Genomic DNA, 11,478 nt, shown 5'->3' with positions numbered 1-11,478 from the left:
CGATCGAGGTGAGTACGCCGGTAATCGGGTGATTTGCCATGAGCAGGAACTTTCGATGGTAACGCAGGTTCCCGCGCGGCTTGTCGCCGAGGCTTCCACAGTTATCGGCAGGGAGACCCGTTAGGCGCGGTTGTCCGTCTCGGTTGGCTGTCGCGCGTTAAGCGCCCTGACGTCCACGCCCATCCGGCCCTCATTCCCAAATGGCGGCAACGGTCGAGGAGCCCATCAACCCACTCGGTGTCGGTTCGCTCAAGCAGGGTGGAAGGAAGAAAGAGGGCGGACGCCTCTTTCTCCATGGGGTTACACGCGCGACCGCTTTGGCTGCGAACTCAGCCGGGGGATCGCCGTTGCCGGCCTAGGTGTCCCAATCGCCGGACTTGGGGTTGGAAATCCCAATGTACTTTTTTGGATCGTCATTCCCGATTGAGAACGTCGATGTATGAGTTCAAAGTGACGGACCAAAGGCCCTGAACCCGTCCACGGCTTGGTTTCGGATGGAACTTGCGATGTGGAGCGCGGGAGTATTGAACGTCTCGCCGAACACAAAGCTGTGAATGATCTTGTTCACCACGTCCCCAACCGGAAGGTCCACATTGGCTGGCGCCGAGAAGTCATAGTAGCTCTCGATGCCGTACCTGGTGTGCTTGTTTATCCCCTTAAGTTTGCAGCGATAGAAGTTCGCCGACAAGTTCAGCGAGGCCAGGTTTGAAGAAGCCTTTCGCTCTCGATAAGCCTCCGGGTCTTCAGGGGACTTCGCGCGTGCCAGTTATCCGATCACCCGCTTAGAAATTTTAACAAATATTTCCCCTGGCTTTGTACGATTCCGGCTCTTGATTTTTTCAAACAGCAGCATGACGAATCGACGCCTGGGTAGGAGGCGATCATGGGTACTCAGACATCCCGTCTACCGTCACACACCGCCGGCGACATCATTTCTGTAGTGTTGAAGGACGTCGCCGTGGGCAGTGTGGTGTCCGTTAAGGAAACCCTCGAAGCTGTTCGTAGGGTCGGTCCTCAGCTAACCCAGAAGGACTGTGATCTGGTTGAGTTGATTGTCAGTATCGCAGCGATGGATCAGGTGTTCTTGGTCTTCGACCTTCACGAGTGACGGTACCCCCATGTCGCTCCTTTGGTTCAGCCCTAACGTCCCAGTCAGGACGGACGCCGGGCATCGCTACAATTGCAACAACGTCCAGGGAGCCATCGCGGAACTCCTGAAGTGGTCCAAACGCGGCCCTAAGTGGCAGATAGCGGCGGACCTTTGCCTCGACGCGCTGGACCATAAAGTCAGACCAGAGGTTGTCCGAGAAGCCTTCCGTGAGGCTGCCGTGGAAGAGGGCAAGCTGCTTACCAACCTGTAGGTGGTCCTGGACGCTATTCAAAATTGGTTCGGACCACGTTCGAGGTCCGCCAGGAGTAACCCGCTCCATTCAATGCAACCCGACGCCAATGACTACGGTGATGCCGACCAGTACAAACACCGCGATCAGGGCGAGCTCAAATGGGCTCCCACCGTTCCCAGTATTGTCCGGCATTTTGCTTGCTCCCAACCCCAGGAAACATCGCGCGAGGTTAGCATAGGAAAAACGTCGTTTAAAGATTTCCTTGGTGAATGGACACTCTTGACTATGTGCACTGCAGCTAATGTATTAACTGCATGTCGCTCCATTGGTTCTCCCCAGCGGTTCCCGTAAGGACCACCGAGCCCGTCGTCCGGTTCAATGTCAACAACGTTGAGGCTGCAGCCGCAGAACTTCTGAAGTGGTCCAAGCGTGGCCCACACTGGAACCGTGCGATGAGAGTTTGCATAGCCGCTCTGGCTGACTTGGCGACACCTCAGGAGGCCAGAAGGTGCTTCAGGCTGGCTGCCAAGGCGGAGGGGGTGATGCTCTCCGAATAACAAAGTTATTGACCCATGACGGCTGTCTCGACGGTGGGTCGCCGCACGCCGGTCCGCCATGGGCTTGCTCGACGCTCAGGTCAGAAGGACAGACGAGCGATGATCTTCGTTGGCCTCAATGCTCGGATCGAAGGTATGACGGCTTCTGGTACTTGGAAGGTCCTCAGATTCTGAGCTTTGGATGTGGAGCCCGGTATCGCTGCCTCTGCGGAAGCAATGTCTTTTGCACTCACCTGCAGCGACTTGCAGGCTCCCTTCTTTCCCAAAGATTCTAGGCAACCGCGCTTCCCACCGCCTCCGTGATGGCAGTGGGTGCGACATCGTTTGGCGACTTGGCGCGTCGCGATCAACGCCTTGATTGCCTCGCCGAGGATCGCTGCGGAGTCGTCGAACTCGACGCCACGGACTTCGTCGAACCTCTTCTCCGTGCTCTCGTCAACGATGCAGTGATGCGCAATGAAGATCCAGTCGTGGACCATGTAGGCTGGGGCGTAGCCCCAAGGCGAGAGCACTTTGAAGACCTGCGCGATCTTCGGGATTGAGCCGCCGTCCGTGTACTTGAGCTTGATCGTGCTTCCTAGTGCTGCCGGAGCTGCCCGATGGAAGACTAAGAGGTCGTGAGGGTCGGGCACGAACAGGAAATTCCAGTCGCCGGAACTGTTGCCTTCACCGACCCACATGACGAACAAGCTGCCGGATATCTCACCGGTGGTGAGCTTCTGGTAGTCTATGGAACTGCATCCGGCTGCCGTTGCAACTGCGAGCGCGATCACGCTCGTAATGAAGAGACCTGCAAATCGCCGAGACAAGCGGATCAGATCGTTGAATGTATTGTGCTGCATCGTTCCACCTCGGTTGCACGATCGCGCTGACGACCAGATTGAGGCCGGATGCGCGGAAGGCCTGGTTTTCGAACGATCGGTCACGGATTTCGCCTCGCTCATGGAAGAACACGGCGCGCTTGAGTTTGTGCGCAGCCTCGCCCTTGTTGAGGCCAGCCTGACAGCGCCGTCGCAGTGCCGGGCTCGAGTACCATTCGATCATGAACAACGATCGCTCGAGCTCGCGAGTTGGCTTTCCTTCGGAGACGCTGAGAGCTTCTTCAGAATTGTCGAGGGCACAACGGCGCGGGTGGTGATCGACGCCGCAAGGTGAAGCAGATCATCCCAGTGATCGAGGATCAATGCAGTGTTGATCGGCGCACCGATATGATTGGTTATCCCTACGAGCTGGCCCAGCGGCGCAACGCGCTGGTCGGTAAACTGCGCGGCAAGTCTCGCATGCCTGCATAGACGCGCTGAAGCCCGACCTGATCATCTGGACGAGTTTCAGCGCTTCCGGGATTTGCTGCAAGGCGACACCCCGGCCGCCGAGCTTGCGCGCGAGTTGTTCGATTACTCGGACGGCAATGGCCATGCGGCGCGCACGTTTGCTGCTGTCGGCGACGCTCTATCGGATGTTGACGCTGTCGGGCGATGAGCCCGATGACGGCGAACATTATCGCGATTTCCTTGAGACGTTGTCGTTCCTCTACGGTCGCACCAACGGTCCGCAGATCGCCGCCACGCTCGAAGGCGAGATGCGACAATTCCGAGGTTTCCTACATGCGCTTCCCGAAGCCCGGCCTGCCGCTATAGCGGCTCGGCGCGGCGTCGAACGACGTCTGCGCAAGGTCATGGCGCGCACAGAGCGGGTGGCCAGTACCGTTAATCGCGATTCGATGGTTGGCGAACCGCCGACCTGCGCAAGGAGACGGTCTCGCGGTCGAGCTGTTCAGCCGCGACCGCGAGACCGTCTGGCCGGGCAGCGACAAGGTGTTCCTCGTCGATCCGGGCTCACAGAAATCGGTGCCGATCTCCTGCAATCAGGGCGAACGCATCTGCTATGGCGCCTGGGTCGACGGCAATGACAAGATTTCCGCTGGCGTCGGGCCCGATAACGACCAGCCTTGCGATACCTGCTGCTTCATCTGCGTGGAGCACTTGACCGAAACGATCGACCTGGTGCCGCGATCGGGGACCCCGTGCAGGTCTTCCGGCGCGTCAGTCTGGAAGGCCGGCCTTGTGGAAGCCCTCGATGAAATGCTCGCGCGTCGCGTCGTCGCGGAACGGCTCCGTCCAAACCCAGTGCCGGGTCGTGAAATGTGGGTTGCCGACCAGGAACAGTTCGACCTCCGCGCGCGCCTCGTCGAGCCGGCCAAGTTGCGCAAGGCTTGCCGCAAGGAAGCGGCGTGAGCTGGTGCGGTAGGTCTCGTCCCGGCGCAGCGTCTCGATGGCGGCTGCATAGTCGCGCGCCGCATATTGCGCCTGGCCGAGCGTCAGATAATACCAGTTTGCCGGAAACGGGTTCAGCCGGAACGCCTTGCGAATATACTCAAGCCCTTCCTCGACCCGCCCGGCGAGCGTCGTTATGTCGGACAATGTCGCCCAGGCATCGGCTTCGTTGGGGTCGAGTTCGAACGCCCTGGCGAATTCGGCATCCGCCTCGGCGAAATCACGCTCATAGGCAAGCAGATTGCCGAGCACCCAGTGGCAGCCGGCATCGTTGGGATCGATCGCGACCGCCTTGCGCGCCAGGTCCAAGGCAATACGGCGGTTGGGGTCGATCGGCTCGCCCCAATGCACCCATCCCATCCAGTGGTTCATGGCGAGCCAGCGATAGGCCTCGGCGTAGTCGGGATCGAGTGCAACCGCGCGCGTCAGCATCAGATGCGCTTCGCGTGCCGTTTGCGGCGAATCATCGATCAGCTTGCGCGCCCGCACGCACAGATCGTAGGCGTCGAGATTGGTGGGCCGGTTGCGTGGCGGCGGCGCGCGCAGCCGGCCGAGCAACGCCTCCACGATCTTGGCGGTCACCTCGTCCTGGACGGCAAAGATATCGTCCAGGCCGCGGTCGAAACGTTCCGCCCAGAGATGATCGCCGCTCGCCGCGTCGACCAGCTGCGCGTTGATGCGCACGCGCCCGGCGTCGCGCCGTGCGCTGCCCTCCAGCAGATAGCGGACGCCAAGCTCCCCGGCGATCGCGCGCACGTCCATCGCCTTTCCCTTGTAGGCAAAGGTCGAATTGCGCGCGATGACGAACAGGCCGGAGATCCTCGACAGGTCGGTGATCAGGTCTTCGGTCAAGCCGTCGCAGAAGGAGTCCTGCCCGGCATCGTTGCTGAAATTGACGAAGGGCAACACCGCAATCGATGGCTTATCCGGTAGCGGCAGCGGTTTTCGCTTTGCGCCGGCGAGCTGTTCGACGGCTCCCGTGAAACGATAGCCGACGCGCGGAACGGTGGCGATCCATTCGCCGCCTCCTTCACCCGCTATGCCGGGCGGACCGAGCAGCTTGCGCAGTTGCGCGATCTGCACGGTGAGGTTGCCTTCCTCGACCGCCGTGCCGGGCCAAGCCGCGTCCATGAGTTCGGTCTTGCCCAGGATTTCGCCGGGCCTTGCGACCAGTGCCGCGAGCAGCTTCAGCCCGCGATAGCCGATGGCCACGGGGACGTCGTTCCGGAGCAGCGTTCCCGCACCGGAATCGAGCACGAACCGACCAAAGGCAAAGCGCTCTCCCTGCATTGGCGTATCTATAGAGCAATTCAACGAAAAGTGCGAAGCGGTTTGCACCGCAGAAGCGCGTAGCACTTCCCATAGGAATTGCGAGAAAACAAAGAGTTAGACGCCGGTTTGGAACTTTTGAGAACTATTTGGCGGCCCTTAGTTACGGCGGCGTTCGTATCCCGCAGAATTCAACCTCTTTCAGCTCGAGAGCTCCTAAGTCCGCCCCATGGAGGTTGCCATGAACGATACTCTTGCTTCGGTCCCACCAGGAATGCCCGCAAGATCCATGGAAGCGCCGCGTCGGCGCTTGGCGGCCTTGCGAAAAACCATCGCGGCCTGGCGCGAGCGAGCCCGCTTTCGCTGGGACCTCAAGCGAATGTCGGAGATCAGTCCGCATCTGATCGACGACATCGGCTTGACGACACGGCAGGTCGAGGAAGAAATCGCCCAGCTGCCCTTCTGGCAGCGATAAGGCGAAATGCCGCGATGATTTGGAGGGGATTGCCGGCATCATCCCTTTAGCGCCCGCCCGCGTCGCGCCATGATCCCCTATCGGCCTTGGGGGCCGATTCCACGGGGGTTTCCATGTCTTTCACATCCGCGCGCCGCTCGCTGGCCGCGCTTTCTCTCACCATTTTGCTGGTGCCGTCGGCCGATGCCGGCGATGTCACCCTTCGCCGTCAAGAACAGGCATCCCAATGCCATGCGCCTATGGTCTTTTCCGAGGTCGCTGCGTGCATTCCACCCTGTTCCTTGTGTTGTAGTGATACGGGCGCCCTTGAAGCTGGCGAACTCTGTCGGCAAGAGACTACTGTCGATGGTTCAGGCCTGCCCATCAAGTTCACGGTAGTCGAGACCGATATCGAGGATTGGCGCACTGTGCGTTAGCCAGCCGATGGAGATCAGGTCAACCCCGGTCGCGGCGATGGCCGGCGCCGTCGCGGGTGTGATCCTGCCTGACGCCTCGGTGATCGCCCGGCCGCCGACCATCGCCACTGCCTGGTACAGCACCTCGACCGACATGTTGTCGAGCAGGACAGCGTCGGGGGCGAGGGCCAGGGCTTCATCCAACTGGCTAAGCGTGTCGACCTCGACTTCGATCTTGATGCATGCGTCCAGCGTTGGCCAATGGCCGGCGCCAAAAGAGAAAATGCAGCGTATTGGACTGACCGAACGGATCGCCTTCCTGCACACGCTCGAAATCGACGACGGCACGAAGGTGGCTTTCGCCAGCCTGATCTGGTGCACCGGCTTCCATCCCGGCTTCGACTGGATCGACCTTCCGGTTCTGGACGAGCACGGTACGCCCCGTCACCGTTTCGGCAAATCGACCGACATGGACGGGCTCTATTTCGCCGGACTTCATTTCCAGTACGCGGTGTCCCCGACGCTGATCTCCGGCGTCGGGCGCGATGCGCGCCGCGTCGCCGGCTGGATAGCCGCGGCAAGAAAAGGCTGACGGCCCGGCAAGGACGTCGACCGCAGGAAGTCGATGGTTGGCGTTCCACACGGTCGCTCAGGCGGCGGCTCAGGCCGGCGAGGCCAAACGCTGCGGAGCCGATTTTAATGCGCCGTGTGATGCGGATGCCTGACAAGCGTTTCCGGGCAGATACTTCTCCAGTCCCCACGCCAGTAGTCCGAGCAATAGATGCGGCACCAAGGATGCCACGATCAGATTCGGGCTGTCCGACAGGCCGGCAAGGCCCCATCCGAGGATGGGGAAGAACACCGCGAGGATCACTATCCACAGAACGGCGGCAAGACCCAGTGCAGCTTGACTGGTTCGTCACTCAGGAGGATACGGCAGCCGCAGGACGCGCATATAGAACCGCCTGGAAATTGATGATCTCAAACGCCGGGACAATCTGGACTGGGGCGACAACATCAGCTCGATCCGTGTGCGCCACCCCTAAGAGGGCGTGCTCCAAGATCCACCCCCTTGCCCGTCGACATGCGAGCGCGCCTAACCTCTCGCGGCGTCATGCCGTAATGCGCGAGGAACCGGCGATTGAATGTCGACAAATCGTTGAAGCCGGATCGCAATGCGATCTCGGTTATGGAGAGGTGGTCGCGTGTGGGGTCCTGAAGGCGCTTGTGGCACTCCTCGACCCGGCGGCGGGCGACCAATGCGGCAAAGCTCGTCTCGTGGTCGGCCAACAGTGCGTGAAGCCAGCGACTGGACATCTTTAGGTCACGGGCCGCCCGTGCGACGGTAAGATCAGCCTGGCGAAGATGCGCCTCGACATAGGTAAGGATTTGCTGCCGCCGCGCAGTGCGGTAACCAGCGTGTCGCATCTCCCATGCTTCCTCCGAAGCGCCCAGCGCCAGGGCGGCAAGAGAACACAGATGCAGCTCGAGACTTCGCTGCGTGATCGCATCGAACTGAGAGGCATCCTCGGCGGGCATTGGTGCCTCTCGGCGACAACATCGACAGCGGGCCGCCTCGAACCGTCCGACTTCGCCGACGAGCGAGCGCGCGTAGCCGGCGAGCACCGCGCCCAGGCCGTGATCGCCCGCTATGTGCGCGCAGGCGGCACGTTCAGGCGCGGCAAGCAACGGCGCCACCATTTCGCGCGGCAGATGCCAGACCAGTATATGGAGACCCTGCGGAAATTCCGCCTCGAACGGCTGGGCGGCATCAAGCAATATCAGGTCGTTCGGTTCCTGTACAATCTCATGATTCGCCTGGGTATAACGTTCGCTACCGGCCAGCTCCAGCACCAGCAAATAGTCGTTGCGCGTGCTTGACAGGGGCGGCGTGTAAGTAACGCGGCCGGGCGTATTGACGATCTCAGTCACCCGCGCATCGGCGAACGCACGGCTTTTCAGCTGTGCGTATATGGGGACGCTGGAAGACCAATCGACCGCGATGCCCGGAAACGGAACGGAGATGGTGTCGTTCCAATAGTCCCGCCGTAGCCGCGGCGGAACGTCCTCGGTGCAACGCACAATTGCCGCGCTCTGGCGCGGAGGGCTTTCCATCAGGCTCATGAGCAATTCCAGCCCTACCGGACCGCTGCTTCAATTCACGAACTGCTGTATTTTACTGCGCAAAGTGCCGAGAGTCATCTCTATCCGCCGTTTAGTCTTTCGTTCCGTTCGGCTCCGCACCGATTGAGATGGGATCGAACACCTGAGCACTGCGATCGGTGCGCGCCTGTCCTGCCGAGGTTGGGTCAGGTATGGCATGTCGGACGCGGACTCGCTTGAAGGCGAGATCGAACTCATCACGACTGAGCGGAAGACGCCGGCAACAATGGCAGCGCCGTGCCGAGCCCGACACAAGTAGTTCCGGCATCGCGGCCGCATTGGCTCGCGTTGCCGACGAGTGAAGAATTGGAGAACAGCCATGAAAACCTCGAACGATGAAGCCCTGTCGAGCTTGCAAACCTCGCTGCGCGGCCAACTCATTGCACCTGGACATGCCGGCTACGACACTGCGCGCGCCGTCTATAACGCCATGATCGACCGGCGGCCGGCCGCGATCGTCCGCTGCGCGGATGTGGCCGACGTGATGGCGGCGGTCGATTTCGCCCGAGAGCACGGTCTTGTGTTGGCGGTGCGCGGCGGCGGGCATAGCGGTCCCGGTCTTGGCACCTGCGACGGCGGCCTCGTGATCGACCTTTCGGCCATGCGGGGCATCCGGGTCGATCCCGCCGCACGCGCCGCGCGCGCCGAAGGCGGCTGCACCTGGGGCGACCTCGATCATGCCACCCATCCCTTCGGCCTCGCGGTGCCGGGCGGCTTCATTTCGACCACGGGTATCGGCGGGCTCACGCTCGGCGGCGGCGTCGGCTATCTGTCGCGAGCCTGCGGCTTCACGGTCGACAACCTCTTGAGCGTCGACATGGTGCTGGCTGACGGCAGCTTCGTCGTCGCAGACGAGGCGCACGACGCCGACCTGTTCTGGGCGGTGCGGGGCGGCGGCGGCAATTTCGGCGTCGTCACCGCTTTCGAATACCGCCTCAGCCCCGCCGGCATGGTCTATGGCGGTCCGATGCTGTGGCCGCTGGAAGAGGCGCGCGCCGTGATGACCGATTGGCGCGATCTCATCCTCAAGGCGCCCGAGGCACTCAACGGCTGGTTCGGCCTGATGATGGTGCCCCCGGCGCCGCAATTCCCGCCCGAACTGCACGGCAAGATTATGTGCACGGTCGTCTGGTGCCATTTGGGCACGGCTGAGGAGGGCGAGGCGGCATTGACGCCGTTCCGCGCGGCGCATCCGCCGGCGCTCGATTTCGCCGGGCCGCTACCATGGCCAGCGCTGCAGTCGATGTTCGACGAACTCTTCAAGCCAGGACTGCAATGGTACTGGAAGTCCGACTTCGTCACCGATCTGGGCAAGGACGCGATCGACCTGCATCTGAAGCACGGTACCGAGTTGCCGACGATGCTTTCCACCATGCATCTCTATCCGATCAACGGCGCCGCGCACCGTCCGATGGCCGGCGACACCGCCTTCGCCTACCGCGATGCCAATTTTGTCCAACTCATCGCCGCGATCGGCGACGACCCATCCGACAACGATAGGATGATCGATTGGGCCAGGACCTATTGGCACGCCCTGCACCCCCATTCGGCGGGGGGCGGTTACGTCAATATGAATATGGCGGAGGACGAGGACCGCATCCGTGAATCCTATGGCGGGAACTACGCCCGGCTGGCCGCGATCAAGGCGAAATATGACCCGGACAATCTCTTCCGGATAAACCAGAACATCCGGCCGGCTCATTCCGACGCCCGGCCCAGCGCGTCACCAAGGTCCGCCAGGGCGTGACGAAGCTGCGTCGATCGCAGAAAGGACGATCGTCCCACCGCCGACCGGGCGGCTGGCATTCATATCAACGATTCGAAGAGGGGCAGGGATGAGGTGAACCGCCGATGAGCATGAAATACATTCGACGTCTGCTCCGCAAGTTTCGGCTTCCCATCGCTGTCGCAGCAGCCACGCTTGCCTTCTCCGTCTTTCCCGACGAAGCCAAGACCCACGCTACTCGCGGTCATCGTACGCGCGGCGAGCAAAACAAAGCTTGCGATCCGACCGGCGGCACAGTCTGGGGGTACCAATGCGAAGAATGACGACTACGGCTGCGTTTCGACGAATGGAAACGTCAACACGATATGCAATTCGCACGGCCAATGCACAATCTACCAAAACAGTACGCGATCACCCAAACACTGGGAACGGATCCATCCGAATTTGTTGAAGAGTGTGGAAAGGGCAGACAGATGTACGTCCAGTTTGTGAAATTCAAGAGTGGACTGACAGATGATGAGGTTCTCAGAACGATGGAAAAACGCGCGCCTCAGTTCCGAGCTATTCCCGGTCTCGTTCAGAAGTACTACGTGCGCGAGACCGGCGAATATGCGGGCATCTACTTTTGGGAATCTGCCGAAGCGCTTGAGGAATTTCGACACTCCGACCTCGCCCGTAGCATTCCTGCGGCCTACGAGGTCACCGGCGCACCTCGAATAGAGATCCTAGAGGTGCTCTTCCCGCTTCGTGGGGCCAGTTAACCGTCAGGTAGGCCGGCCCACGCTCGGCATGACGGGTCAGTGGCTGATAATCGCCTGAGAAATAAGTGCCGGCACGCAAGGTGATTGGCAAGAGTATTGACGCGACGCTTCGAAACCATGGCAAAGTGGCTACCGCGACGGACGGTGAGCGACTCTTCTCACTGCAGCGGTGGTTGAAGCTACTCCCGGCTCCGCCTTATGAATGCGTGCCGATCATTTCGGCACGCCATAGGCAGCGCGAGGCACGCAGCTGTCGTTCTCGCTCGACGATGGAGCCGAAGGCTTCCACGGCTCGCGGCCGGTCATGTTGTGATGCCGGGACAGCGGCGAATTTCGACGCGGTCTGGATGCCGGCCCGGCAAGCGAACCATGCATCAGAACCTTGCTCGCAGTTGAAATTCTCGATCACGCCGCCGCTCGCGGAAAATTCACGGTCGTGGTAGCTGGCGGTTACGAAGCCGCTCGCGAGCGCGCCGTTAGTAGCGCTGTAGCGAGTGAGCGGGGTGTCGGTGGTCA

At 61.1% G+C, this 11,478-nt stretch carries 13 protein-coding genes and 3 pseudogenes; 10 read left to right on the top strand and 6 right to left on the bottom strand.

What is annotated here, in order from left to right; all coding sequences use genetic code 11:
• The first annotated feature begins 883 nt into the window (after positions 1-883).
• The 3 genes from LB536_RS30600 to LB536_RS30590 all read left to right on the top strand — a co-directional run bounded on the left by LB536_RS30600 (position 884) and on the right by LB536_RS30590 (position 1,900).
• Complete coding sequence (locus LB536_RS30600; RefSeq protein WP_224599047.1) at positions 884-1,108, top strand: hypothetical protein; 225 nt, start codon at positions 884-886, stop codon at positions 1,106-1,108.
• A 10-nt stretch (positions 1,109-1,118) separates the two neighbouring features.
• Positions 1,119-1,361 carry a DUF982 domain-containing protein gene (locus tag LB536_RS30595; RefSeq protein WP_224599044.1) on the top strand — a complete coding sequence of 81 codons (243 nt, stop codon included), beginning with the start codon at positions 1,119-1,121 and terminating at the stop codon, positions 1,359-1,361.
• A gap of 296 nt (positions 1,362-1,657) precedes the next feature.
• A complete protein-coding gene (locus LB536_RS30590) occupies positions 1,658-1,900 on the top strand; it encodes a DUF982 domain-containing protein (RefSeq protein WP_224599041.1) in 243 nt (80 codons plus the stop codon).
• An 80-nt stretch (positions 1,901-1,980) separates the two neighbouring features.
• On the opposite strand, the gene LB536_RS30585 is transcribed toward LB536_RS30590, so the two are convergent.
• On the bottom strand, positions 1,981-2,742 hold the full coding sequence (locus tag LB536_RS30585) for a DUF1353 domain-containing protein (RefSeq protein WP_224599039.1): 762 nt from the start codon (positions 2,740-2,742) through the stop codon (positions 1,981-1,983).
• A pseudogene (locus LB536_RS30580) lies at positions 2,717-3,120 on the bottom strand (Tn3 family transposase); the annotation flags it as partial. The pseudogene LB536_RS30580 and the gene LB536_RS30585, both read right to left, overlap by 26 nt.
• Between LB536_RS30580 and LB536_RS30575 the strand changes: the two are divergent.
• On the top strand, positions 3,052-3,192 hold the full coding sequence (locus tag LB536_RS30575) for a hypothetical protein (protein ID WP_224599051.1): 141 nt from the start codon (positions 3,052-3,054) through the stop codon (positions 3,190-3,192). The pseudogene LB536_RS30580 and the gene LB536_RS30575 overlap by 69 nt on opposite strands.
• 122 nt (positions 3,193-3,314) lie before the next feature.
• Positions 3,315-3,809, top strand: coding sequence for a hypothetical protein (locus LB536_RS30570; RefSeq protein ID WP_224599037.1), 495 nt, complete (start codon positions 3,315-3,317; stop codon positions 3,807-3,809).
• A 133-nt stretch (positions 3,810-3,942) separates the two neighbouring features.
• Here the strand turns inward: LB536_RS30570 and LB536_RS30565 are convergent, their stop codons facing one another.
• Complete coding sequence (locus LB536_RS30565) at positions 3,943-5,463, bottom strand: winged helix-turn-helix domain-containing tetratricopeptide repeat protein (protein WP_224599034.1); 1,521 nt, start codon at positions 5,461-5,463, stop codon at positions 3,943-3,945.
• A 220-nt stretch (positions 5,464-5,683) separates the two neighbouring features.
• Here LB536_RS30565 and LB536_RS30560 point away from each other — a divergent pair, with 220 nt between their 5' ends.
• A complete protein-coding gene (locus tag LB536_RS30560) occupies positions 5,684-5,917 on the top strand; it encodes a DUF1127 domain-containing protein (RefSeq protein WP_224599033.1) in 234 nt (77 codons plus the stop codon).
• A gap of 350 nt (positions 5,918-6,267) precedes the next feature.
• Here the strand turns inward: LB536_RS30560 and LB536_RS30555 are convergent.
• Positions 6,268-6,552, bottom strand: a pseudogene (locus tag LB536_RS30555) (nicotinate-nucleotide diphosphorylase (carboxylating)); the annotation flags it as partial.
• Positions 6,553-6,595: 43 nt separating this feature from the next.
• Here LB536_RS30555 and LB536_RS30550 point away from each other — a divergent pair.
• A complete protein-coding gene (locus LB536_RS30550) occupies positions 6,596-6,904 on the top strand; it encodes a hypothetical protein (protein ID WP_224599031.1) in 309 nt (102 codons plus the stop codon).
• 425 nt (positions 6,905-7,329) lie between these two features.
• Here the strand turns inward: LB536_RS30550 and LB536_RS30545 are convergent, their stop codons facing one another.
• Positions 7,330-8,436, bottom strand: coding sequence for a helix-turn-helix domain-containing protein (locus LB536_RS30545; protein ID WP_224599029.1), 1,107 nt, complete (start codon positions 8,434-8,436; stop codon positions 7,330-7,332).
• Between the two features lie 358 nt (positions 8,437-8,794).
• Between LB536_RS30545 and LB536_RS30540 the strand changes: the two genes are divergently transcribed.
• The 3 genes from LB536_RS30540 (at position 8,795) to LB536_RS30530 (ending at position 10,962) form a co-directional block, all read left to right on the top strand.
• Complete coding sequence (locus LB536_RS30540) at positions 8,795-10,222, top strand: FAD-binding oxidoreductase (RefSeq protein WP_224599027.1); 1,428 nt, start codon at positions 8,795-8,797, stop codon at positions 10,220-10,222.
• A 104-nt stretch (positions 10,223-10,326) separates the two neighbouring features.
• Complete coding sequence (locus LB536_RS30535) at positions 10,327-10,524, top strand: hypothetical protein (protein WP_224599024.1); 198 nt, start codon at positions 10,327-10,329, stop codon at positions 10,522-10,524.
• Between the two features lie 42 nt (positions 10,525-10,566).
• A complete protein-coding gene (locus tag LB536_RS30530; RefSeq protein ID WP_224599021.1) occupies positions 10,567-10,962 on the top strand; it encodes an antibiotic biosynthesis monooxygenase family protein in 396 nt (131 codons plus the stop codon).
• Positions 10,963-11,158: 196 nt separating this feature from the next.
• Here LB536_RS30530 and LB536_RS30525 read toward each other — a convergent pair.
• Positions 11,159-11,478: pseudogene (locus tag LB536_RS30525) on the bottom strand (hypothetical protein); the annotation flags it as partial.

The sequence above is a fragment of the Mesorhizobium sp. ES1-3 genome, from assembly GCF_020164795.1.
In the GTDB taxonomy this organism is placed as follows: domain Bacteria; phylum Pseudomonadota; class Alphaproteobacteria; order Rhizobiales; family Rhizobiaceae; genus Mesorhizobium.
This window is presented reverse-complemented; position numbering and strand designations above follow the sequence as displayed.

Coding starts and splice junctions, on each gene's coding strand:
- LB536_RS30600 (WP_224599047.1), top strand. CDS start 884: ATGGGTACTCAGACATCCCGTCTACCGTCACACACCGCCGGCGACATC.
- LB536_RS30595 (WP_224599044.1), top strand. CDS start 1,119: ATGTCGCTCCTTTGGTTCAGCCCTAACGTCCCAGTCAGGACGGACGCC.
- LB536_RS30590 (WP_224599041.1), top strand. CDS start 1,658: ATGTCGCTCCATTGGTTCTCCCCAGCGGTTCCCGTAAGGACCACCGAG.
- LB536_RS30585 (WP_224599039.1), bottom strand. CDS start 2,742: ATGCAGCACAATACATTCAACGATCTGATCCGCTTGTCTCGGCGATTT.
- LB536_RS30570 (WP_224599037.1), top strand. CDS start 3,315: ATGCGGCGCGCACGTTTGCTGCTGTCGGCGACGCTCTATCGGATGTTG.
- LB536_RS30565 (WP_224599034.1), bottom strand. CDS start 5,463: ATGCAGGGAGAGCGCTTTGCCTTTGGTCGGTTCGTGCTCGATTCCGGT.
- LB536_RS30560 (WP_224599033.1), top strand. CDS start 5,684: ATGAACGATACTCTTGCTTCGGTCCCACCAGGAATGCCCGCAAGATCC.
- LB536_RS30550 (WP_224599031.1), top strand. CDS start 6,596: ATGCAGCGTATTGGACTGACCGAACGGATCGCCTTCCTGCACACGCTC.
- LB536_RS30545 (WP_224599029.1), bottom strand. CDS start 8,436: ATGAGCCTGATGGAAAGCCCTCCGCGCCAGAGCGCGGCAATTGTGCGT.
- LB536_RS30540 (WP_224599027.1), top strand. CDS start 8,795: ATGAAAACCTCGAACGATGAAGCCCTGTCGAGCTTGCAAACCTCGCTG.
- LB536_RS30535 (WP_224599024.1), top strand. CDS start 10,327: ATGAGCATGAAATACATTCGACGTCTGCTCCGCAAGTTTCGGCTTCCC.
- LB536_RS30530 (WP_224599021.1), top strand. CDS start 10,567: ATGCAATTCGCACGGCCAATGCACAATCTACCAAAACAGTACGCGATC.